The organism is Pseudothermotoga thermarum DSM 5069 (assembly GCF_000217815.1).
GTDB classification, from domain to species: Bacteria; Thermotogota; Thermotogae; order Thermotogales; family DSM-5069; genus Pseudothermotoga; species Pseudothermotoga thermarum.
In genome coordinates, this window is sequence record NC_015707.1 from 1707018 (window position 1) to 1730293 (window position 23276).

Sequence of the window (23276 nt, forward strand, 5' to 3'; positions counted from 1 at the left end):
AAGTGACGATGTTGGAGTATTTCCAAGTCGATTTTTTGCAAAATTAACTTTTTGGTATAATTTTCATGAACGAGATTCTTAGCCGTGGGGGGATATCCGCACCCAATAAAAACCACAACCTTTATATTGCTTTTTGTATTGAGGTGAGCGTATGGTAACAGGTTCATCCTTGCTCAGCTACACAGTTTGTAAAAGGCAAGCTTGGTTGATGCAGAGAAATGTTGAGCCAGACCAAGCGAACGAATACCTCGTGATCGGAAGACTCATACATTCTGAGTCATATAAGGATAAAGCTATCAGAGAAATTACCTTACCAGGTATGAAAATAGATCTTGTCTGGGAATCCGGAGGTTTGACAATTGTCGGCGAAATCAAGAAATCTTCTCGGTATCTTAAAGGAGCAAAGTTACAATTGTTATTCTATCTTAGCGAATTACGAAAAAGGGGAATAAAAGCAGTTGGGAAAATATTGATACCCAAAGAAAAAAAACAGATCAACGTGGAACTTACAGAAGAAAACCTTAAAGAGCTTTATACAGCCATTGAAGAGCTTGAGGAATTATCAAAGATTGAAAAGATTCCTCCAAAGAAGCGAACCAGCTTTTGCACGAAATGTGGCTTTGAAGAATTCTGCTGGTCATGAGGTGGTAACCTTTGGAACCGGTGTACATTTTCTCAAGCGGTTTTTTGAGAAGAAAGAACGAAACCCTTGTTTTGGAAACAGAACAAGGCAGCAAGTACATTCCAGTTGAAAATGTCTCTGAAATAAAGATCTTTGGCGAAGTTGATATCAATAAAAGAGCTCTTGAATTTCTCACCGAAAAGAGTATTGTTGTTCACTTTTTCAATTACTATGGGTACTACGTAGGTACTTTCTATCCTCGTGAACATCTGAACAGCGGCTATGTGATCTTAAAGCAGGCTGAATTTTATCTTAACCCCGCAAAAAGGTTAAACCTGGCAAAAAAATTTGTGTTCGGCGCCATTAAGAACGCGATAAACGTTCTTAAATCCCGAAACGAGAATCTTGAATCAGAGATTAAGAAAATTCAGGAACATCTATCGTTAATAGACAAGTGTGATTCAATTGAGCAATTAATGGCTATCGAAGGTAATGTAAAGGAAATCTATTATTCCTGCTTTGACAAAATCCTTCAAGGATCAGATTTTGTGTTTGAAAGAAGGACAAGACAGCCTCCTGAAAACGAATTGAATGCAATGATTAGCTTTGGAAACTCGTTGTTGTATACTTCTGTTCTTTCGGAAATATACAAAACACACCTAGATCCAAGGATAGGTTATCTTCATACAACGAATAATCGCAGATTCACATTAAACCTAGATGTTGCTGAGATTTTCAAGCCAGTCATTGTTGATAGGTTGATCTTTGCTCTTGTAAATAGAAAACAAATAAAGAAAAATGATTTTGAACCAATTGTCAACGGACTTGTTTTAAAAGAAAAAGCAAGACAAACTTTCATTCGAGCCTTTGAAGATAGACTTAAAGAAACTGTTTACCATCGAAGTCTAAAACGAAACGTTTCTTATAGAAGCCTGATAAGAATGGAAATTTATAAAATAGAAAAACATTTGATGGAAGATGAGGAGTACAAACCGTATATTTTCGAGGGATAAAGATGTACGTAATAGTTTGTTATGACATAGAAGTTGAAAGAGTCGCAAAAGCTTTAAAAATTTGTAGGAAGTATCTAAACTGGGTACAAAACTCGGTTTTTGAAGGACAAATAACAAGAGGAAATCTTGAGCGATTAAAACATGAACTATCAAAAATCGTCAAAGATAGCGATAGTATCAGATTCTACATATTCCAAAGTGAAGATGTCTTCGAACTCGAAATTTTGGGACAAGACAAATGCATGAACGATCTTATAATTTGAAAACTTGGAGGTGGTACACTTGATAGATAAACTTATAAGACTGTCAAAGATTTATCCACCAAAGGATTTGATTGAAAACCTTTCCAGACCCTTAACTGCGAAACAGGGCTTTGCGATCAAAATAAGCAGGGATGCTTTTGAGGATGTCATTGTGATAGATCAAACGAAAAAGCTGCTTTTTTACGACCAAAAAGGAAATGTTTCTGGGAAAAGTCCAACTGTGAAAATCAGCGGTTCTAATGTTGATGATTTCAAAAAAGTCGTTAAAAAAGTTGCTGAGTTTTTCAACGAAACGGCTTTACAGAACGTTTATGAAACCATCGTCGGTAACCTAGAAGCCATAACTGAAAAAGCTTTTCAAAAATATTCTGAAAGCTTAGGTAAAGACAAACCAAGTTTCTTCACCGTGATAATTGATGGAAAATTTCCAGAGGATCATCCTATAGTAAGGGAAATTTTTGTGGAAAGAGTTATGGAGAAATCAAAATCTGGAATCGACGGAATCTGCGCAACATGCGGTAAGAAAACAAAAGTCACAGCCAGTGCCAATCAAGTTTTCAAGTTTATAACTTTTGACAAACCAGGATTTTGTCCAAATTTAGATAAATCGCAAGCTGTAAAAGTTTTCCCAATATGCGAAAATTGCCTTTTGCTGCTGGAGAATGCCTCAAATTTGATCAAAAACAAGTTAACCTTTGACTTTGTGGGAAGCAACCTTTGGATTATCCCATCCATCGTTGGAGATGATCCAGAAATACTCAAAGCTGTAACGGAAAAAATCGCTTCTATAGGGATTGGCAGTGTTGAAATAACCGCATCGAAAACACTCCGAGATTTTTCAAAACTGGAATTAAGCGCAGAAGAGATTCTTTCAGAAGAAGGGGAAAATGTTCTCTATGATTTTCTGCTCATTAAGCAGTCTCAAAGTCAACAGAGAATAGAGCTTCATGTAAGCGAAGTTTCCCCAACAAGGTTGAGAAAACTTTATGAATGTTCCAAAAGTATCTCTAAGCTTTTTGAGGAAAATGGTTTGGATATTTCAATGGAGAAAAGTTCTTTCAAACCGGGATTTGAACAGCTTTGGTATTTGTTTGGAAAACCAGCTGCTGATGAGGCAGGTAGGAAAGAATATCTCAACCTCGTTGAAGCTTGTTTTACACAAAATCAGTTTAACTATGACAGATTTCTTTGGTACATCATGAAAAAATTGAGACAAACTTTCCACCAGTTTCCCGAAAATCTCAAAAATGACGCTCTGAGCGCGTTTGGAAACTTGCTTTACTTGACAGCGATAAATGTTTTACGGCCAACCCAAGGAGGTGCGAAAATGCCTCAAGAAGAGGGTATTTTCGATAGTTTCTTTGACAAATTCAAAGAGTTCTTCGACGAACCTTGGAAAAAAGCAGTCTTTTTAACAGGTGTTCTTGTCAAACGAGTTATGGAAGTACAGGAATCAAGAAAGGGAAAGTCGCCTTTTCTCAAGAAACTTGGTGGGCTTAAGATGAATTACAACCAAATTAAGTATTTACTCACAGAATCTTGGAAAAAATTGCAGCAGTACGATGCGTTCCAAAGTAGTGATGAAATATTGTTCTCCGAGGCATCAAAGTATTTCCTGCAAGCTTCAGATGTTAAAGCCAGTATTGATTTGCTAAACTTTGTTCTTACTCTTGGCATGACTTTCCCCAGAAATCTTCTGCTTAAAAACTTTGAAAGAAAGGTTGAGGGGGTGTCTGTGAATGAATAATTTGAATGAAGTAATCAGAAATCGTTCTGAACTGCTGTTTCTCTACGATGTCAAATGGGCAAATCCCAATGGAGATCCATTGGAAGAGAACAAACCAAGGATTGATGAAGAAACCGAAAGATGTATTGTAAGCGACGTAAGGCTTAAAAGAACCATTAGAGACGAGTTAATGGCAATGGGTGAAACTATCTGGGTATCCGGAGAAGCGGTAACACCTGATGAAAGGGCAAAAGAACTTGAGATAACAAGCGAAGAAGACGCAACAAAGAAGTGTATCGACGTACGGTTGTTTGGCGGAGTTATGCCCATCAAACCGAAAGAAAAGGGAGCAAAAGGGCAATCGATCAATCTCACAGGTCCTGTGCAATTTCGATTCGGTATGAGCCTTCATCCAGTGAAAGTCGTGTTCATGCAAGGTACAGCTGCTTTCACAAGCGAAGCAAAAGCTGAACAGAGAAGCTTTAGAGAAGAATACGTGATCCCATACGCGCTGATATGCTTTTACGGTGTGGCCAACGAGAATAGTGCCAAAAAGACAAATTTGACAGAACAAGATATGCAAAAACTTCTAAAGGCGATGTGGAACGGAACAAAGAATTTGATCACTCGCTCGAAAATGGAGCACAACCCAAGACTTCTTTTAAGAATAATCTACAAAGAAGGGCAAAACTTTCACATCGGAGAATTGGACAGCTATATATCTTTCGTGGCAGAAAAAAGTCCAAAAGAGCTAAGGGATATTTCCGATTTGCAATTGGATGTAACGATGCTAATGGATGCTTTAGGGAAGAATAAAGATAAAATAGAAAAAGTACAATTGATCATAGATGAGCGACTAAAAATGCTTAAAAATAATTCTCCAACATGCATCGTAAGAGAACTACAAGAACTTGGAATAAAATTCGAAAATATAGCACAGCTGATGGGATGATGAACATGAAGATTTTGGTTTTTGATGTCAAAGGAAAATTTGCGCTTTTTAGAAGATCTTATACAACCACAAGCTCAACTACTTATCCTTTTCCACCTAGGACTGCTATTTGTGGAATAATAGCAGCAATACTTGGAATAGAAAATCCACCCGACAGACCAAGCTGGTATCTACGAAAGTTTGACAATGCGAGAATTTCGATAAGACTTTTGAATCCGATCAAGAAAATCCGGCTTGGGATAAACTACGTTGAGACAAAACCTGATAAAGACACCCCAAGAACGCAGATTCTCGCCGAGATCATAAAAGATCCGGCATATAGAATTTACATCTCTGAGTTCGAAAAATTCGACGAGCTTGTTAAGTTAATTCGCTCTCATGAATGTGTTTTCACCCCGTACCTTGGTCTTAGTGAATTCATCGCCGATTTCAGTTATGTTGGGGTTTTTGAAGCAAAAAAAGTATCTTTACCTACTTTAGTCAACAGCGTCGTCAAAATAATCGATGGAACTAAATCGTTCCCCGAAAGAGGAACCGCGCTGATCCGTGAAAGAATGGTTCTTAGGATGGACGATAAAAGAACCCCGTTAGAATTTGCAGAGTACTGGGTTGAAAAAAATGGTAAGGCTTTGCAAATACTTGAATACAGCGAAGACATTTTGGAAATAGAGGAGTTGAACGAACGAATATGCTGGATCGACTAAAGTCTCACGAAGATAGATATTTAATTGACCATCTTGACAGTGTAACAAATTTAATGCTTAAAAAAGGCAAACTAATAAATTGGGAATTTTTTGATTTGCCCTGGCAGAAAATGGAGAAAATTCTAAAGGTTTGTGGATATTGCCACGATTATGCTAAGGCAACCTCATATTTTCAAGAATACATTGAAAAACGAAGAAAAAAGGGCGTGGAAACAAACCACGCCCTGCTTTCAGCGATAGTCGGCTTTGAAGCTTCAAGAAAACTTGGACTTGATGGAAAAACATCTGCCTTCATATATTTGGTGATAAAGCATCATCACGATAGGCTTGATAACTTTGGACCATTTGAAATTGAACACATGCAAATACTTCAAAACCAAATCAAAACGATCTCAGATGAATTCAAAAGGTGGGTTGAGCAGAAACTAGGGATTGAATTAGAATTATCCCTTGAAAACGAAATCAAGAAAATAAAGAGGCTCTTTCTGCTCAACACAGTTGATGAAAGGGATTACCTTTTTGTCCACTTGTTGCTTTCACTTTTAGCTTCTGCAGATATGGAAGATGCAGCTTTTCATGGTTTAGCGCCTTCTTGGCCCGAGGGAGGGCTAACTGGCAGCTTGATAGATAATTACGTGTCAAAAATTCCTCGGAAAACTAGTATTGATGAACTTCGTCAAAGATTCTACAAAAGCACCTTAGAAAAATTGAAAAAAGCGGCAGGCAATGTTTTTTCTGTAACAGCACCAACTGGTGTTGGAAAAACACTTGTAAATCTTAGAATAGCTGCTGAACTTGTGGGAGAAAACGGTTTGATTGTTTATTGCTTACCATTTATAAGTATCATTGATCAAACAGTAAAGGTTATAGAAAGATTATTTTCAAGTGAAATCGATGCCAATATACTGTTACCGTATCACCATCTAGCAGATCCAGAATACAAAGAATACGAATATGACAAGCCAAACGAACAGCAAACGAGGGTTTTGATCGAAGATTGGCACTCTAAAATAGTTGTTACTACTTTCGTGTCGTTGTTTGAATCATTATTTACAAATCGAAAAGTACCATTCCTTCACAAGCTTTCTAATGCTGTAATCATCTTGGACGAAGTGCAAGCAGTTCCTTACAAATATTGGGAGCCAATCAAGATCATGCTTAGCATGTTAAGTAAATTAGGGACAAAAATAATTCTTTCGACTGCTACACAGCCAGGTATATTGGACAATTGCACCGAATTAGCCGATCGAAATCTTTTTAAAGATTTGGATAGAACAAAAATAAACTTTTGTGGGGAAATCTTTATCGAAGATTTCGCTGAGAAGCTTTCAAAACTCACCAAGGAAAAACTAATCAAAGGGCAAAAGATGCTGGTTATTTGTAACACTATTCGAGAATCACAAAATCTCTACTTGGCATTGAGGGAGGCTATAGGAAGTAAAGACATCTACTATCTTTCCGCAAGTGTAATTCCAAAGCATAGATTGGAAAGAATATCCAAACTAAAATCGCTGTCAAAACCCGTGATTTGCATAAGTACACAAGTCGTTGAAGCTGGTGTAGATTTGTCATTTGATTATGTTATTCGTGACGAAGGACCTATGGATAGCGTAGTGCAGGCAGTTGGAAGGTGCAATAGAAATTTTGAAAAAAAGCTTGGTATCGCAGATATATTCACGGTCAAAGATGAAAGGAGAGCCTTAAGTAAGTACATCTACGATTCCATAAACATCGACGTCACACGTAGAATACTTGAGAAAAACAAAACTTTTTCGGAGCAGCAATTCCACGGTGTTGTTGAAGAGTACTTTCAAGAAATCAAATTGATATCAAATCAAGATAAAGAAAATCTTTGCGAAAAGCTTAGAAACCTCATGTTCGATGAAATAGCAACCAGTTTTCGACTCATAGAAGATAAAGGTGAAACAGTGGCAGTATACATCGAGTATGATGACGAAGCAATTCAGCTACGCAAAGAGTATAACCAAATCGTCGAAGATAACAGCTTGACAAAATTTGAAAAACTAGCTAAATTATCTAAAAAGTATAAGCAAATGTCATCTTACATTGTTGATGTTAGAATAGACAAAAGACTTGTTGAAAACGCCCTTGTAGTCGAGCATGGGCTAATAGTGGTTCCTAGCGATCAACTCGATCTGTGGTACGATAAAACCACTGGTTTTGGAAGGAAAGATGGAATCATTGAAATATAATTCAATTTGTAACTTTTCAGTAATATTGAAGCCGTGAACCTTGTTTGCTTTTACGAATAAGGCTTCTATTCTGTAAAAAAGTGCTAATTGTTTTGTGCTTTTAACTTTAATTTTTGGTCTTTGAAAAGTTAATATTCATTTCAATCTGAAAGAATTTCCAACAACTTCGAATCTACTTTCAATGTTACGAAAAACCCCTAAGGAAGGCTTTTTTCTGGTAAACCTGACATAGAGGAAAAAATGCCGGAGGTGCACCCCTGACTTCAACTGTCACATGAACCCCTTCATTACATTAAAATCGCTTATTCAAACCTACTGCAATTTGTTTGTTAGACGTGTCTAATGTTTGTTTTTCAACTAAAATCTGAACATAGTTTTGATTCAAGAATACCTGTGCAAAATCAACAGCAAATGCTATAATAAACAAAGGGTTTCAATCGAACTTAAGAGGGATGGAAACATGTGCGTGAATTTCCACGCCACTTTACTGCCTCCTGGTTTCAATCGAACTTAAGAGGGATGGAAACCGCTTGTTGGTATACAACAGACTCAAATGCTGGCATGGTTTCAATCGAACTTAAGAGGGATGGAAACCGGTTATAGTGCGCCGGGCAGGTATACGGTATCGATGTTTCAATCGAACTTAAGAGGGATGGAAACCAGGTTGCCTACCGAAGTGTATGGACACATTGAATTGTGTTTCAATCGAACTTAAGAGGGATGGAAACTGCTAAGTGCGCTTGAAAAAATTTATATGAATTTAAGTTTCAATCGAACTTAAGAGGGATGGAAACCTCAAGAAGACACAACATTGTTTGTTGCAGCCTGCACGTTTCAATCGAACTTAAGAGGGATGGAAACACGCCTTTTTCAAATGTTTTCTTCTCATTCCTTGGCGTTTCAATCGAACTTAAGAGGGATGGAAACATGTGTGTAGTCGATCTTATTGTCCGAAAGCCACCTTGTTTCAATCGAACTTAAGAGGGATGGAAACCGACTATGATACGTACTTGTTCGTTTTGGCTAAAGAAGTTTCAATCGAACTTAAGAGGGATGGAAACCCGTTCCTTCATGATTACCTCTAAAAACTCCCACTCGTTTCAATCGAACTTAAGAGGGATGGAAACACTTTAACCTTCCTTTTACATTTCATTAACCCAAATGTTTCAATCGAACTTAAGAGGGATGGAAACGATTTTTTTTGAGGACATTAATCATACCCCCTTGTAAGTTTCAATCGAACTTAAGAGGGATGGAAACGGAGCATAAATACTGCTTTTTCGAGGTTGTACATTCGTTTCAATCGAACTTAAGAGGGATGGAAACTATACTTCTTCTTCAACGAAGTCGTAAGATCCTACAGTTTCAATCGAACTTAAGAGGGATGGAAACGGCGACTTAGTAGCACAACTAGAATACTTAGATAGAGGTTTCAATCGAACTTAAGAGGGATGGAAACTAGTTCAAAACGTGTTATTCCGGATCGTAATTCTTTGTTTCAATCGAACTTAAGAGGGATGGAAACCTTTTTCAAGAGATTAAGCAACTGCAGGAAGAAGTTCGTTTCAATCGAACTTAAGAGGGATGGAAACACCAGTCTGCGCTGCACGGAAAATCGATATAATCTTCGTTTCAATCGAACTTAAGAGGGATGGAAACAAATGTGATTGAAATAAGGGAGGCGTGAGCCTCCCTTGTTTCAATCGAACTTAAGAGGGATGGAAACACGATTCTGTAACTTGACAAGTTATAGATAAGGTATAGTTTCAATCGAACTTAAGAGGGATGGAAACCATAGCCCCTTGTCACTTATCGCCAATATTTTTTTAGTTTCAATCGAACTTAAGAGGGATGGAAACTATTGTCTGCAAGATATTACATGGCACAAGCTTGCCGTTTCAATCGAACTTAAGAGGGATGGAAACGCGTGCCTATGCTGTTGAAGCTCAGCCACGAATAGTGGTTTCAATCGAACTTAAGAGGGATGGAAACAATGGCATTTGCTCGGTTTCTCCTTCTCCGAATACCGTTTCAATCGAACTTAAGAGGGATGGAAACGATTTTCTTTGAGGACATTAATCATACCCCCTTGTAAGTTTCAATCGAACTTAAGAGGGATGGAAACCCTTGCCGGTGTAGAGAACCGCTTTTCGGTCTAAATGTTTCAATCGAACTTAAGAGGGATGGAAACCCGTGTTTGGTAGCTTGCCATATTGAAGCTCAAGGTGTTTCAATCGAACTTAAGAGGGATGGAAACTTGGCACAATGTAACACCTTACCGTTCCGCTGCGTTGTTTCAATCGAACTTAAGAGGGATGGAAACACCATTTCGTTTCCAACATTTTACTTTTTCTTAACAGTTTCAATCGAACTTAAGAGGGATGGAAACAATCGTGGCCGCATATGCACATGTCATTGAGGGAACAGTTTCAATCGAACTTAAGAGGGATGGAAACTGAACCTGATTTACTTTATGGTACTGATCGGCGTTAAGTTTCAATCGAACTTAAGAGGGATGGAAACTTGCGTGTTCTCTCGAATACATTTGCGCTATTACGATGTTTCAATCGAACTTAAGAGGGATGGAAACCTAGAACCTAATGTTGAAAGAGATGTGTGCTTCTGGGTTTCAATCGAACTTAAGAGGGATGGAAACCAAACCACCGGTGGCTTAAGTCCCCTTGCAACTAACGTTTCAATCGAACTTAAGAGGGATGGAAACGTTTCGAGCAGAAATATGTCTACCCGCTCCGCTACCCGTTTCAATCGAACTTAAGAGGGATGGAAACCAGTGATCCCAAGCGAGTAATCGTGACAACATGTTCAGTTTCAATCGAACTTAAGAGGGATGGAAACTTCTGCTCAAGCCACTTTTCTGTCGAAAGGTGGCGCGTTTCAATCGAACTTAAGAGGGATGGAAACACATTTGCAGAAATGCGATACGAAATAAGAGACGGAGTTTCAATCGAACTTAAGAGGGATGGAAACCAGACGGGGTGAAAAAGAGGAGGGGTTTAGATGTAGTTTCAATCGAACTTAAGAGGGATGGAAAATATTTTGGACTTTGAAAGGTAAGGTGGCACTTACATAAAGCCAAAAATTTCTAAGAAAAATAACACTTTGAGATAGTTTATGGTGGAGGGTTGCGGAAAGTTTAACAATTCGTTGTTTTGCTGTAAGAAAGAGTGTGATGATTATCAAAAAACATTTGTTGAAGATGTTCATGAAAACCACGTTTGAAAGCGATGTTTTTACTTGCTTGTGTATACATTGGTACCTTGGCAATCTGATGAGTGTCTGATTGTGGGAAAGTTTGCTCAAAAAAAGGATTACAAAGGAAATGTTTGTAGAAACATTCGAACTTAAGAATAGAGAATTTGACCTCGAGGAAGATGAAAAAGCGCTTGATTTTGTCTGCGGCGGACTCAATAGTGGCAAAGATATTGAATTTAATTTTCAAACTTTATGCCATTTACATTTTGCCGGAGTGCCAAAAGACAAGGATAGGAAAACATTGGTTACAGTTCTAATGAAGCGCAAATCAAAATTTGGTTTTAAATCTATGATAACTAAGGAATCGGACCTGTCAACTTAAGAAGGAAAACTGCACTAATAGAAGAAATGGAAATAGCCACTTCACTATGTCCTCATCCCTCCTCTTGTACCATAACTTGTTCCTGTTGAAACGCCTCAGCCTGTACCTCGTTATCCCTATCACGCTCTCAACAAGACTCCTCTCCCCAAACCTCTCATGCTCGTGTTCCCAATATCCCATATTCTCTTCGCTCGCTTCCCAGTACCATGGCCCTTTGTCCGTTATTATCCTCAACTTACCTGTCACTCTCTTCTTCACCATCTTCATCACCAAGCTCGCTTTGTCCTTCTCTCGCGTTTTGCTGACCAACGCATAGATCACTTTCTTCCTCTTAACCTCAAACGCTATCCATACATACCAGCAGTAACCGTTTATGTTCACCTTCATCTCGTCTACAGCTACTACTGCATTGCCTTCTATCTTCTCAGCAAATATCTCTTCTTTCATTCTTGCCCACCATTTCCTCAAGGCTTCATGACTGACTCCAATTATGGCTGCTGCCTTCCTTAATGCAAGTTCATACTTTCGCCTCATGTGGAACTCTTTGTCTTTGAAAAAGGTTTGGTATAATTTGGTATAGGTACTCGGTGATATTTGTTGTTGTAACTTTCATCTTTACGGGAACCTCCTTTCGGTGAGAAGAGTTGGTTTTTGTTTATTTTATCGTATTTCCCGGCTTAAGTTGACACCTCCATAAGTTTTGGCGTGTATTATCAGGCTTGTTAACTTGGCTTAACTTATAAGAGTTTTAAAAAAGATATCTGCTGACACTGTTTGACCAACTTGATGAACTTTGATCGGTAATTCAAGAAGGCGGAACAAAAAGTTACTTGATTTAAATAAGTTTAAGGACTTTTAGCGGGCTTTTGCCCGCTTTTTTTATTTTTCTATGTCTAGGTTAACATACGAGCATAGTGCTATAATATAAAGAAAACTAAAGAAAACTTGTGTAAACTTATGAAAACCAGAGATAATTTATGATAATAAGGTTTAATCGACTATAATTGGATTTTTTTGCTAATAATTGACCTTTTAATTTTTTTGAAACTATGATATTCTTTCTGAGGAAGATGAAAAAGAAAACTGTTAACTGAGTAAAAAGGAGGCTTAAAAATTTGTACTTGAAAAAGTTGAACCCCAAGTCAATGAAGTCTGAAAACAAAAGGATGATCCTTCGATATCTAATAGAAAACGGTTCACAAAGTAGGATGGATATTGTTAGAAAAACAAAGCTAGCTCAAAGTGCAGTATGGCGAATCACAGAAGAGCTTATAGAAGAAGGTTTGTTGGAAATATCAACTCGTCGAAAGAGGGCGACTATAGTTGCTCCAACAAAATCTTTTATGACAGCTGTTGTGTTCAACGTTGAAGTTTCAGAAACGACCGTTGCGATGGGGTTCCTAAATGGTTCATGGAAGGTTGTGAAAAGGTTTTCGACTCCTAAAGTTTTTGAGGAATTCAAAGAGGAGGTGAGAAGTTCCCTTCAAGAAGCAATAAAAATTCAACAAGTTGTAGACGGGAAGTTACCAAAGCTTGTTTTTTCTCTTCCTGGTATGGTGAACAATGAAAAAGCTTTCCTAATCCATGCACCAAACATTGGTTGGAAACACATCGATTTTCGCAAAGAATTTGAAGATCTTGGTATGGAAATACTTGCGGACAATGATTCTAACTTATCTCTATTGGCTGAGTTGTTTTTCTCTCAAGATGTGAAAAAGTCTAAAACATCGTTTTTCTTGTACCTCAGCGAAGGTGTGGGAGGAGCAATCTCATTGAACAGAAATATTGCACGTGGTGAAAACTTCGCAGCTGGTGAGATAGGTCACGTAATAATTGATCTTAATGGTAGCAGAGAAGTGGAAGAATTTCTTTCAATATCAAAACTCATTGAAAGAGTGGAAAAATTAGTTCAGTTAAAAGGAAAAACTCCAAAGGAAAAGTTCCATCATTTGTTACATTTGTGGCTGTTGGGAGATCATGGAGTAAAAAAAGTGGTGGAAGAATATCTGCGCCATTTGGCAGTAGTTTTGAGAAATATCATTTATTTTTTAAATCCGGGCGTGATCATCCTTGGTGGACTTGTGAACAATTTGTGGGAAACATTCGGATTTTTTGTGAAAACAGAACTGCAAAAGATAACCGATGAAGAAATCGCTAAAGTTATAATAAGGGACACCGTCTTCAAGGAAGTTTCGCCGTCTTTAGTTGGTGGAAATGTGTTGGCGATCGAAAGTTTTTTGAAAAGCGTAAACTAGTTCAATTCTATCTTAAGGGGGTGTTGTTATGAGAAAATTTGTTGCGGTATTGTTGATTCTCCTGATTCTATCTAGCTTGATGGCGCAGGTTTCAGTTCCGCGTGAAGAGACAGTCTATGTTGCAGGAGCTTTGTGGGGACCTGCAACCACTTGGAACCTGTATGCACCACAGAGTACATGGGGTACCGACCAGTTCATGTACCTTCCAGCTTTCCAATACGATCTTGGTAGGGACGCTTGGATCCCAACCATCGCAGAAAAGTACGAATTCTTGGATTCCACAACGCTTAGGATTTACATCAGACCGCAAGCAAAATGGAGTGACGGAACACCGATTACGGCCGATGATTTTGTGTATGCCTGCAATTGTCCAAGGAACTTGGAATTGGTCCAGGGGTTGATTGGGACACTTACATCAAGTATGTAAAGGCCGTGAACAGCAAGGTAGTTGAGTTCAAAGCTAACGAAGAGAATCTCAACTATTTCCAGTTCCTTAGTTATTCTCTTGGAGCTCAACCTATGCCAAAGCATGTCTATGAAAAGATCAGAGCACAGATGAACATTAGAGATTGGGTAAACGACAAACCAGAAGAGCAAGTGGTCTCCGGTCCTTATAAGTTATATTATTACGATCCAAACATTTTGATCTACCAAAGAATTGACAATTGGTGGGGTAAAGATATCTTTGGAGTCCCAGGACCAAAATACATAGCACACGTTATTTACAAAGACAACCCAAGCGCAAGCTTGGCAGTTGAGAGAGGAGACGTTGATTGGGCTGGATTGTTCATCCCAAGTGTTTGGGAATTGTGGGAAAAGAAAGGCTTGCCAGTAGGAACATGGTACAACAAATCACCTTACTTCTTACCAGATGGTGTGGGATTTGTGTACGCAAACAACACCAAACCTGGTTTGAAGGATCCAGCCGTGAGAAAAGCCATTGCTCATGCTATTCCATATGACGAAATGCTTCAGAAAGCTTACTTCGGCTACGGCAGTCAAGCTCACCCATCGATGGTAATCGATTTGTTCGAACCCAACAAACAGTACATAGACTACGATCTTGCGAAGAAAACTTGGGGAACTGCGGATGGAAGAATCCCATTTGATCTTGCCAAAGCCAACAAGATTCTTGACGAAGCAGGATACGTGAAAGGACGAGACGGTATAAGGGTTGGAAAAGATGGTACCAGGCTTGGACCGTACACAATTTCGGTTCCGTATGGATGGACAGACTGGATGATGATGTGCGAAATGATAGCAAAGAACTTGAGAGCAATAGGAATCGATGTTTCAACCGAATTCCCAGACTTCTCAGTTTGGGCAGACAGGATGACAAAAGGTACGTTCGATCTCATCATTTCTTGGAGTGTTGGACCAAGCTTCGATCATCCGTTCAACATCTACAGATTTGTTCTTGACAAAAGGCTTTCCGCACCAGTTGGAGAAGTCACATGGGCTGGAGACTGGCAAAGATATGACAACGACGAGGTTGTAAAACTTTTGGACTCTGCAGTTTCAACACTTGATCCAGAGGTCAGGAAACAAGCTTACTTCAAGATCCAGCAGATAATCTACAGAGATATGCCAAGCATTCCTGCGTTCTTCTCTGCTCACTGGTACGAATATTCGACCAGATATTGGATCAACTGGCCAAACGAAAACAACCTGGCTTGGTTCAGACCAGCACCATGGCATGGTGACACATGGCCTACCTTGTTCATAATCTCGAAGAAAACTGATCCAAAGCCAATTCCAACCTGGCTGAAAACAGTCGATGAAGGTGGAATGGGAATACCAACCGCAAAGGTCTTCAATGATCTTCAAAAAGCCGCAAAGTGACACTTGCCCCGGGCTGCAAGGCCCGGGGATGATATGCAAAACAGGGAGAGTGAGAGATAAATGTCGTTAAAGCCCATGATGAAATATCTTCTGCGAAGGTTTGTCTTTCTTCTCATTACGTATCTAGTGGCTACCACGATTGTTTTTATTCTGCCAAGAGCTATACCGGGAAATCCACTGGCTCAATTATTGGGAAATCTTTCCAGAGTGGCCCAAGCAAATCCTGAAGCTGTCAGAGCTGCTGAGAGAAGATTAATGGAAGAATTTGGTCTTGATAAACCTTGGTATGTTCAATATTTTGAATTCATTGGAAAAACTTTGAGAGGAGATCTTGGAACTTCTATTGCCTTTTATCCCAGAAAGGTTGTGGATTTAATAATACCGGTTATACCTTGGACTCTTGCGCTTCTTCTCCCTGCAACGGTTGTGGCATGGATACTTGGAAACAGTTTAGGCGCTTTGGCAGCCTTTAGAAGAAATTCATGGATAGACAAGGGTGTGCTTACAACATCACTTATTGTCTCGCAAATTCCATATTACTGGCTTGGAATGATATTCATCTTTTTCTTTGGAGTGAGACTCGGCTGGTTACCCGTTCAGGGTGCTTACTCTCAAGGCACGATACCAAGTCTAAGCTGGTCGTTCTTCGTTGATGTGGCAAAACACTATATCCTTCCGTTCCTGTCCATAGTTGTGTCAGCAATGGGTGGTTGGGCAATAGGAATGAGGCTGATGGTTATATACGAACTTGGAAGCGATTATGCCATGTTCTCGGAGTATTTGGGAATGAAGGATGAGAGGATTTTCAAATACGTTTTTAGAAACTCACTGCTTCCACAGGTGACAGGGCTTGCTCTAAGTTTAGGTGGGATTCTTGGAGGAGCCTTAATAACAGAGATCGTTTTCAATTACCCCGGTACAGGCTATTTGCTTTTCAGAGCTTTGACAACGCTTGATTATTCGTTGATACAAGGGATATTTGTTATACTTATTGCCTCCGTATACCTTGCTAACTTTGTCGTGGATTTTCTATATGCATTGATAGATCCAAGAATAAGACTAGGTCAGGAGGCTTGAAAACTATGTTTTTGATAATGATAAAGCCGTTGTTCAAAAACAAAAAGTTCTTGGTAGGAATTTCCATCTTTCTGTTCTTTTTGCTTCTTGGTATCTTAGGGCCAGTTTTCTACAAAGTTGATCCAATGGAAATGACTTGGGATTGGGAAAAGCCACCTTCTTCAGAGCATCCACTTGGTACTGATACATATGGGAGAGATATTTTAGCTCAACTTCTGCACGGAATAAGAGCTTCTCTTTATGTAGGATTTTTGGCTGCCGTCATATCTCTTTCGATAGGAACTGTTATTGGTAGCTTGTCTGCAGTTAAAAGAGGTATCGTTGATGATACTTTGATGGCTATAACAAACATTGTGCTAACCACACCTTCTATTTTGATAGCCATACTCATAGCAAGTTATTTTAGGGTACGAAGTATAGAGATGGTGGCAGTTATATTAGGGCTTTTCCAATGGCCGTGGTACGCAAGGGCGATAAGAGCACAACTTATGAGTCTGATGGCGCGAGATTACGTGAATCTCTCAATACTAGCAGGATATTCAGATTTAAGACTTGCAGTGGAGGATCTTATACCCTCGATAGCAACTTACGCGTTTATGTCTTTTGTTTTGTTCATCAATGGAGGAATAATGGGAGAAGCTGGATTGAGCTTGATAGGTCTTGGTCCAACGCGTGGTATTTCCCTTGGCATAATGCTTCAGTGGGCCGTTTTGATGGAAGCTGTCAGAAGAGGGCTTTGGTGGTGGTTTGTCCCACCTGGAGTAGCGATTGTTGCTATCACAGCATCTTTGCTGGTTATAAGTACCGCTATGGATGAGGTTTTTAATCCGAGATTGAGGGAGGAATGAGTTTTGAAAGAAGTACTTCTTGCTGTTGAGAATGTTAGAGCTTACTATGAATTAGAAAAAATCTGTGTAAAGGCCGTTGATGGAGTATCTTTTGAAATATTCGAAGATGAAGTTGTAGGAGTTGTTGGGGAATCGGGTTGTGGGAAGACCACGCTTTCAAACGTGGTTTTCATGAACATCGTCAAGCCTTTGAAATTCGTCGATGGAAGAGTTGTTTTGAAAGCCAATGGAAAATATGAAGAGATTTCTTCGATGAACAGAGAAGAGGTAAGAAAAAGATTTTGGGGAAAGGAGATAACAATTATTCCTCAATCGGCAATGAATGCATTAATGCCTACGATAAAAATGGAAAGTTATGTTAAGCATCTTGCACAGTCCCACGAGATAGATGTAGAAGAACTTTTGGATAAAGCTAAAAAGAGGTTTGAAGAAGTTGGGTTAAAACCAATGTGGTTGAAGCGATATCCATTTGAACTTAGCGGTGGTATGAGGCAAAGAGCAGTGATAGCTATCGCGACCATACTGAATCCAAGTCTTTTGATAGCAGATGAGCCAACTTCTGCACTAGATGTTGTGAACCAGAAGGTATTTCTAAAAGTTTTGATGCAGATGAAAAAGCAAGGAATTGTGAAGAGTATTATGTTCATCACACACGATATTGCTACTGTCAGACAGATTGCAGATAGAATGATCATCATGTACGCTGGAAAGATTGTGGAATTTTCTAAGATGGAAGATATTTTGAAAAAACCACTTCATCCTTATGCTCAAGTTTTGTTCAATTCTGTTCTAACTCCTGAGCCGGAAGTGAAAAAAAGGGGAATCACTGTTATACCTGGTGCGCCACCAAATCTGATAAATCCACCATCTGGTTGCAGATTCCATCCAAGATGTCCTAAGGTAATGGAAATTTGTAAAGCGGACGAACCTCCTTTGAGAGAGGTTGAGCCAGGAAGAAAAGTTGCCTGTTGGCTTTACATGGAGGAGGTAGTATGAATAGGTTGGTGGTAAAAAATCTCACAAAAATCTTCACCCTTGGGTTTTTTTCAAAACGGCGGATTGAGGCCGTTAAAAATGTTTCATTTGAAGTGAAAGCAAAAGAAATCGTTTCATTGGTGGGTGAAAGTGGCTCAGGTAAAACAACGACGGCAAAGATGATCTTAAGGCTTCTTCCACCGACAAGTGGCGAGATAATCTTTGAAGGCAAGGATATATGGAAAGATATAAAAGATAGGGAATCTGTGCTGTGGTTTAGAAGAAAAGTTCACGCAGTGTTTCAAGATCCCTTTTCAAGTTACAATCCTTTTTATCCAGTTGAAAGAACCATTTGGCAAGCAATCAACCTTTTGGAAAAAAAGCCATCCAACAAGAAAGAAGCTCTTGAGCTCATAAAAGAATCTCTTTTTAGGGTTGGAATCGATCCAAACGATGTGTTAGGAAAATATCCCCACCAAATATCCGGCGGGCAAAAGCAAAGGATAATGATCGCAAGATGCTGGATTTTAAAACCGCTCTTGATCGTTGCAGATGAGCCAACATCGATGATAGACGCATCCAGCAGGGGTGGAATAATCAAGCTCTTGGAAGAATTAAGGGAAGAACAAGGTACTTCAATTATTTTTATCACGCACGACCTTGGCCTTGCATACTATGTTTCCGACAATATTTACGTTATGAAAGATGGAGAAATCGTTGAGAGAGGACATCCAGACAAGATTGTTCTTGAACCATCTCATGAGTATGCGAAAATTCTTGTGAAAAGTATTCCAAAACTCTACGAAAAAATGGAAGATCTATGATGTTCACCAAAGCTTTGATAACACTTTTTGCTTGGGCGTTGGTGCTGGAAGTACTGGTCTTGCTCTATTATCTTTGGCGTGGATTTAGACCCGTAGAATTTTATTTAAACATTTTTCTTATGATCTTCACGATACCTATTTTAGTGTTTTTGATCTTTCGGGAAAAAAGGAGGCGAAAGGATGAAGGAGGTGAATGAAATTCTTTCCAAGCTTACTTTGGAAGAAAAGGTCAAGTTGGTTGTTGGAGTTGGCATGCCGGGGTTTTTTGGGAATCCTCCTTCAAAAGTGCATGGCGCTGCGGGTGAAACACATCCTATACCAAGACTTGGAATGCCTGCAGCTGTGCTGGCAGATGGACCGGCAGGGCTCAGAATAAATCCCACCAGGGAGAACGATGAAAAAACTTACCACGCCACAGCCTTCCCAGTTGAAACAATGCTTGCTTCAACATGGAACAAAGAGCTTTTAGAAAAGGTTGGTCAAGCGGTTGGTGAAGAGGTTAGAGAATACGGTGTGGACATTCTTTTAGCCCCGGCGATGAACATACACAGAAATCCTTTGTGTGGGCGCAATTTTGAGTATTATTCTGAAGATCCTGTTCTTTCTGGAGAGATGGCTGCCGCTTTTGTCAAGGGAGTTCAGTCACAAGGTGTTGGTGCATGTGTGAAGCACTTTGTGGCAAACGAACAGGAAACAAATAGAATGCAAGTCGACACAATTGTATCGGAAAGGGCTTTAAGGGAAATATATTTGAAAGCCTTTGAAATAGCCATCAAAAAGGCAAAACCATGGACGGTGATGAGCGCTTATAACAAACTCAACGGTAAGTATTGCTCGCAAAACGCGTGGTTGTTGAAAAAGGTTCTTAGAGAAGATTGGGGTTTTGAAGGTTTTGTGATGAGCGATTGGTATGCCGGCGACAATCCTGTGGAACAAATCAAAGCTGGCAACGACTTGATCATGCCTGGGAAGACTTACCAAGTAAACTTTCAAAGAAAAGATGAAATCGAAGAGATCATGCAGGCCCTCAAAGAAGGTAAGTTGAGCGAAGATGAATTAAACGAATGCGTAAGAAACATATTGAATGTGCTCTTGAAAACTCCTTCTTTTAGGAAGTATAGCTATTCAAACAAGCCAGATCTTGACGCGCATGCAAAAATAGCATACGAAGCAGGTGCAGAGGGTGTTGTACTTTTGAAAAACAATGATGTTCTTCCATTTGACAAAACCACACCTTTTGCGCTTTTTGGGACAGGGCAGATTGAAACCATCAAAGGAGGAACTGGAAGCGGGGATACGCATCCAAGGTATATTGTTTCCATCTTAGATGGAATAAAGGAAGCTGGTTTGAAAGTTGATGAACAATTGATGAAACGCTACGAAGATTACATAGCAAAAATGAGGGAAACAGAGCAGTACAAGCCAAGAGCTGGTTTGTGGGGAACGATTGAAAAGCCAAAGCTTCCAGAAAACTTTTTGTCAGAAGATGAAATAAAAGTTATTGCCGAGAGAAATGATGTTGGAATCATTGTTATCAGTAGAATTTCTGGCGAAGGATATGATAGAAAACCGATCAAAGGAGATTTTTATCTATCGGATGATGAATTTGAGTTAATTCAAAAAGTTTCTAGTCAGTTTCACAAGCTTGAAAAGAAAGTATTGGTGATCTTAAACATTGGAAGTCCAATCGAGATTGCAAGTTGGAGGGACATGGTTGACGGAATTCTTTTGATCTGGCAGGCTGGTCAAGAAACTGGAAGGATAGTTGCAGATACTTTGGTTGGCAAAATCAACCCATCTGGAAAACTTCCAACTACCTTCCCGAAAGACTACAAAGACATTCCATCCTGGAACTTTCCGGGAGAGCCAGTGGATAACCCACAGAAAGTCGTCTACGAAGAGGATATCTATGTTGGCTACAGATACTACGACACCTTCAACGTTGAGCCGGCATACGAATTTGGGTTTGGATTGTCTTACACAAAGTTTGAATACAAGGATCTGAATGTCTCACTTGATGGTGATTTGGTTAAGATATCTTATGTTGTGACCAACGTTGGTAAATACCCTGGCAAAGAGATTTCACAAGTATACGTGAAAGCTCCAAAAGGAAAGATAAACAAGCCTTTCCAAGAACTCAAAGCTTTCCATAAAACAAGGTTGCTTAATCCAGGAGAATCTGAAACGATCAATCTTGAGATACCGTTGAGAGAGCTTGCAAGCTTTGTCAAAGATGAATGGTTCGTCGAGAAAGGAGAATACGAGATTAGAATTGGAGCTTCGTCAAGAGACATAAGATTGCGCAAGATATTTTCTATAGAAAAGGAAAGAACATTCAAACCTTAAAGGGGGACCTTTATGAAGAGGGCTTGGCGTGTGTTTTTTCTCATATGTTTTTTGATGATAACATCCTACGGCTTGAGTGAACCAGCGAACATGCTTTTCAACGGTTCTTTCGATCAAACGATTTTCATCGCAGGATTGAACATCGAACCACCTGCACCGGATGGCTCCATAGACACCAAGCAAAACTGGGTTTTCTTCACAAATTCTGGCGGCGAAGGCAAAGCATATGTACAAGATGGGGTTCTTGTTGTTGAGATCACAAACGGCGGGAATCACACATGGTCTGTCCAGATTTTGCAATCGCCAATTTCTGTTGAGAAGTTTCACAGATACAAAGTATCGTTTACGGCAAAAGCATCGTCAAAAAGAAAAATTGGTGTCAAGATAGGAGGAACTGCAGGTAGAGGTTGGGTTGCCTACAATCCTGGCACCGATGAATCTGGAGGAATAGTTTTTGAGCTTGGCACGGATTGGAAAACATACGAATTTGAGTTCGTCATGCGTCAAGAAAGTGATACAAATGCGCGCTTTGAATTTCAACTTGGTAAAGCTGTTGGAGTAGTTTGGATAGACAACGTCTTCATGGAAATGATTGGCGTTGTTGAGAGAAAAGAAAAACAAAAAATTTACACCGAGGAGGACGAGGACAAAGTGGAAGATTGGCAACTTGTTTGGAGTCAAGAGTTTGACGATGAGACAATTGATACAAGCCTGTGGAATTTCGAGATCGGTAACGGTCATGCAAAAGGCATTCCAGGTTGGGGAAACGCAGAGCTTCAGTACTACACGGACAGAAACGCGTTTATCGAGCAAGGTTGTCTTGTTATTGAAGCAAGAAAAGAAAGAGCCTCCGATGAATACGGAACTTACGATTACACTTCTGCAAGGATGACCACCGAAGGAAAATTCGAAATAAAGTACGGGCGAATAGAGATCAGAGCCAAGCTTCCAAAAGGGAAGGGTATTTGGCCTGCTCTGTGGATGCTTGGAAGCAACATAGGACAAGTTGGATGGCCAAGGTGCGGAGAGATAGACATCATGGAGATGCTTGGCCATGATACAAGAACAGTTTACGGAACGGTGCACGGTCCTGGTTACTCTGGCGGAGCAAGTATAGGTGTGGCTTACAAACTTCCTGAAAGTGTGGCTGATTTTTCAGAAGATTTTCACGTTTTTGCCATCGAATGGGATGAGGATGAGATCGAATGGTATGTGGATGATCAACTTTACCATGTGTTGAGCAAAGATGAGATAGAAGAACTTGGTTTAGAGTGGGTTTTCGATCAACCGTTCTTTTTGATCATGAACGTTGCCGTTGGAGGATACTGGCCTGGTTATCCTGACGAAACCACAGTGTTCCCGCAAAGGATGTACATAGACTATATAAGAGTCTTTGAAGATAAGAATCCAGAGAAAGTTGTTGGCGAAGTAAATGACTGCGAATATGAATTGATAATTAAAAAGGCTGGTCCAAAAGTGACGTTCGAAGAAATCAACAACGGTTCCTTTGATGAGCCAATTGTCAACGATCAAGCCAACCAACCAGATGAATGGTTCATTTGGCAGGCAGGAACCTACGGAATCAGCGGTGCAAAAGTTTCAAATTACGGTACAAAAGATGGTTATGCTTACATAAATTTGGCAAACACGGGAACTGAGACATGGCATATTCAGTTTAACCAGTGGATAGGCCTTTATAGGGGAAAAACGTATTTGATTTCTTTTAAAGCCAAATCTGACACACCAAGAACCATAAATGTGAAGATCCTTCAAAACCACGATCCTTGGATTAACTACTTCGTTCAAACGGTCAATCTAACAAAAGAATGGCAGACGTTTACATTCACTTACACACATCCTGAAACAGCTGACGAAATCGTTCAAATCAGCTTTGAACTAGGAACAGGTCCTGTTACGACGGTATACTTTGACGATATCTCGATAAGTTCTAAATAACGGTTTTGAAAAAAGTATAAAGAAGCGGGCGAAAGCCCGCTTTTTTTATTGTCAGAATGATGCAA

17 protein-coding genes, 1 pseudogene and 1 CRISPR repeat array are annotated in these 23276 nt (G+C 39.6%); of the genes and pseudogenes, 17 read left to right on the plus strand and 1 reads right to left on the minus strand.

The window, feature by feature from the left end; all coding sequences use genetic code 11:
* The first annotated feature begins 151 nt into the window (after window positions 1-151).
* From cas4 to THETH_RS10800, 8 genes are all read left to right on the plus strand, one after another.
* Window positions 152-643 (plus strand): CRISPR-associated protein Cas4, encoded by a 492-nt coding sequence (cas4, locus tag THETH_RS08495; protein ID WP_013932945.1) that lies wholly within the window; start codon window positions 152-154, stop codon window positions 641-643.
* An 11-nt stretch (window positions 644-654) separates the two neighbouring features.
* On the plus strand, window positions 655-1635 hold the full coding sequence (gene cas1b / locus THETH_RS08500; protein WP_013932946.1) for a type I-B CRISPR-associated endonuclease Cas1b: 981 nt from the start codon (window positions 655-657) through the stop codon (window positions 1633-1635).
* Window positions 1636-1637: 2 nt separating this feature from the next.
* Window positions 1638-1898, plus strand: a complete 261-nt coding sequence (gene cas2, locus THETH_RS08505) for a CRISPR-associated endonuclease Cas2 (RefSeq protein WP_013932947.1) — start codon at window positions 1638-1640, stop codon at window positions 1896-1898.
* Window positions 1899-1917: 19 nt separating this feature from the next.
* Window positions 1918-3645: a TIGR02556 family CRISPR-associated protein gene (locus tag THETH_RS08510; RefSeq protein WP_013932948.1), complete on the plus strand. Its 1728-nt coding sequence runs from the start codon at window positions 1918-1920 to the stop codon at window positions 3643-3645.
* Window positions 3638-4576 carry a type I-B CRISPR-associated protein Cas7/Csh2 gene (gene cas7b, locus THETH_RS08515; RefSeq protein WP_013932949.1) on the plus strand — a complete coding sequence of 313 codons (939 nt, stop codon included), beginning with the start codon at window positions 3638-3640 and terminating at the stop codon, window positions 4574-4576. Before THETH_RS08510 ends, cas7b begins: the two co-directional genes overlap by 8 nt.
* Window positions 4577-4581: 5 nt before the next feature.
* Complete coding sequence (cas5b, locus tag THETH_RS08520; RefSeq protein ID WP_041446695.1) at window positions 4582-5280, plus strand: type I-B CRISPR-associated protein Cas5b; 699 nt, start codon at window positions 4582-4584, stop codon at window positions 5278-5280.
* Entirely contained in the window at window positions 5265-7493 is a 2229-nt protein-coding gene (locus THETH_RS08525; protein ID WP_013932951.1) for a CRISPR-associated helicase/endonuclease Cas3, read from the plus strand. The genes cas5b and THETH_RS08525 overlap by 16 nt, the downstream gene beginning before the upstream one ends.
* 430 nt (window positions 7494-7923) lie before the next feature.
* Window positions 7924-10546: a CRISPR direct-repeat array (repeat unit 30 nt; unit sequence GTTTCAATCGAACTTAAGAGGGATGGAAAC).
* 248 nt (window positions 10547-10794) lie between these two features.
* Complete coding sequence (locus THETH_RS10800; RefSeq protein WP_169310363.1) at window positions 10795-11088, plus strand: hypothetical protein; 294 nt, start codon at window positions 10795-10797, stop codon at window positions 11086-11088.
* On the opposite strand, the gene THETH_RS08535 is transcribed toward THETH_RS10800, so the two are convergent.
* Complete coding sequence (locus THETH_RS08535; protein WP_083815735.1) at window positions 11080-11622, minus strand: DDE-type integrase/transposase/recombinase; 543 nt, start codon at window positions 11620-11622, stop codon at window positions 11080-11082. The genes THETH_RS10800 and THETH_RS08535 overlap by 9 nt on opposite strands.
* A gap of 581 nt (window positions 11623-12203) precedes the next feature.
* Between THETH_RS08535 and THETH_RS08540 the strand changes: the two genes are divergently transcribed.
* From THETH_RS08540 to THETH_RS08580, 9 genes and pseudogenes are all read left to right on the plus strand, one after another.
* The gene (locus THETH_RS08540; RefSeq protein WP_013932953.1) at window positions 12204-13343 is read left to right on the plus strand and encodes an ROK family protein; all 1140 of its coding nucleotides are present in this window, start codon (window positions 12204-12206) and stop codon (window positions 13341-13343) included.
* Between the two features lie 28 nt (window positions 13344-13371).
* Window positions 13372-15185, plus strand: a pseudogene (locus THETH_RS08545) (ABC transporter substrate-binding protein).
* Between the two features lie 60 nt (window positions 15186-15245).
* Window positions 15246-16262 carry an ABC transporter permease gene (locus THETH_RS08550; protein WP_013932954.1) on the plus strand — a complete coding sequence of 339 codons (1017 nt, stop codon included), beginning with the start codon at window positions 15246-15248 and terminating at the stop codon, window positions 16260-16262.
* A 5-nt stretch (window positions 16263-16267) separates the two neighbouring features.
* On the plus strand, window positions 16268-17110 hold the full coding sequence (locus THETH_RS08555; RefSeq protein WP_013932955.1) for an ABC transporter permease: 843 nt from the start codon (window positions 16268-16270) through the stop codon (window positions 17108-17110).
* A 3-nt stretch (window positions 17111-17113) separates the two neighbouring features.
* Window positions 17114-18106, plus strand: a complete 993-nt coding sequence (locus THETH_RS08560) for an ABC transporter ATP-binding protein (protein ID WP_013932956.1) — start codon at window positions 17114-17116, stop codon at window positions 18104-18106.
* A complete protein-coding gene (locus THETH_RS08565) occupies window positions 18103-18909 on the plus strand; it encodes an ABC transporter ATP-binding protein (protein WP_013932957.1) in 807 nt (268 codons plus the stop codon). Before THETH_RS08560 ends, THETH_RS08565 begins: the two co-directional genes overlap by 4 nt.
* Window positions 18909-19106, plus strand: a complete 198-nt coding sequence (locus THETH_RS11135; RefSeq protein WP_041446449.1) for a TM0026 family membrane protein — start codon at window positions 18909-18911, stop codon at window positions 19104-19106. The genes THETH_RS08565 and THETH_RS11135 overlap by 1 nt, the downstream gene beginning before the upstream one ends.
* Window positions 19090-21255 (plus strand): beta-glucosidase, encoded by a 2166-nt coding sequence (locus THETH_RS08575; protein ID WP_013932959.1) that lies wholly within the window; start codon window positions 19090-19092, stop codon window positions 21253-21255. The genes THETH_RS11135 and THETH_RS08575 overlap by 17 nt, the downstream gene beginning before the upstream one ends.
* A gap of 54 nt (window positions 21256-21309) precedes the next feature.
* Window positions 21310-23211, plus strand: coding sequence for a carbohydrate binding domain-containing protein (locus THETH_RS08580; protein ID WP_407635689.1), 1902 nt, complete (start codon window positions 21310-21312; stop codon window positions 23209-23211).
* Window positions 23212-23276: the final 65 nt, after the last annotated feature.

What these genes read in the sequence shown, in the direction of transcription:
- cas7b (WP_013932949.1), top strand. Translation starts at nt 3,638, where the DNA reads ATGAATAATTTGAATGAAGTAATCAGAAATCGTTCTGAACTGCTGTTT.
- THETH_RS08535 (WP_083815735.1), bottom strand. Translation starts at nt 11,622, where the DNA reads ATGAGGCGAAAGTATGAACTTGCATTAAGGAAGGCAGCAGCCATAATT.
- THETH_RS08580 (WP_407635689.1), top strand. Translation starts at nt 21,310, where the DNA reads ATGATAACATCCTACGGCTTGAGTGAACCAGCGAACATGCTTTTCAAC.
- THETH_RS08575 (WP_013932959.1), top strand. Translation starts at nt 19,090, where the DNA reads ATGAAGGAGGTGAATGAAATTCTTTCCAAGCTTACTTTGGAAGAAAAG.
- cas4 (WP_013932945.1), top strand. Translation starts at nt 152, where the DNA reads ATGGTAACAGGTTCATCCTTGCTCAGCTACACAGTTTGTAAAAGGCAA.
- THETH_RS08555 (WP_013932955.1), top strand. Translation starts at nt 16,268, where the DNA reads ATGTTTTTGATAATGATAAAGCCGTTGTTCAAAAACAAAAAGTTCTTG.
- cas5b (WP_041446695.1), top strand. Translation starts at nt 4,582, where the DNA reads ATGAAGATTTTGGTTTTTGATGTCAAAGGAAAATTTGCGCTTTTTAGA.
- THETH_RS08550 (WP_013932954.1), top strand. Translation starts at nt 15,246, where the DNA reads ATGTCGTTAAAGCCCATGATGAAATATCTTCTGCGAAGGTTTGTCTTT.
- cas2 (WP_013932947.1), top strand. Translation starts at nt 1,638, where the DNA reads ATGTACGTAATAGTTTGTTATGACATAGAAGTTGAAAGAGTCGCAAAA.
- THETH_RS08565 (WP_013932957.1), top strand. Translation starts at nt 18,103, where the DNA reads ATGAATAGGTTGGTGGTAAAAAATCTCACAAAAATCTTCACCCTTGGG.
- THETH_RS08525 (WP_013932951.1), top strand. Translation starts at nt 5,265, where the DNA reads ATGCTGGATCGACTAAAGTCTCACGAAGATAGATATTTAATTGACCAT.
- THETH_RS11135 (WP_041446449.1), top strand. Translation starts at nt 18,909, where the DNA reads ATGTTCACCAAAGCTTTGATAACACTTTTTGCTTGGGCGTTGGTGCTG.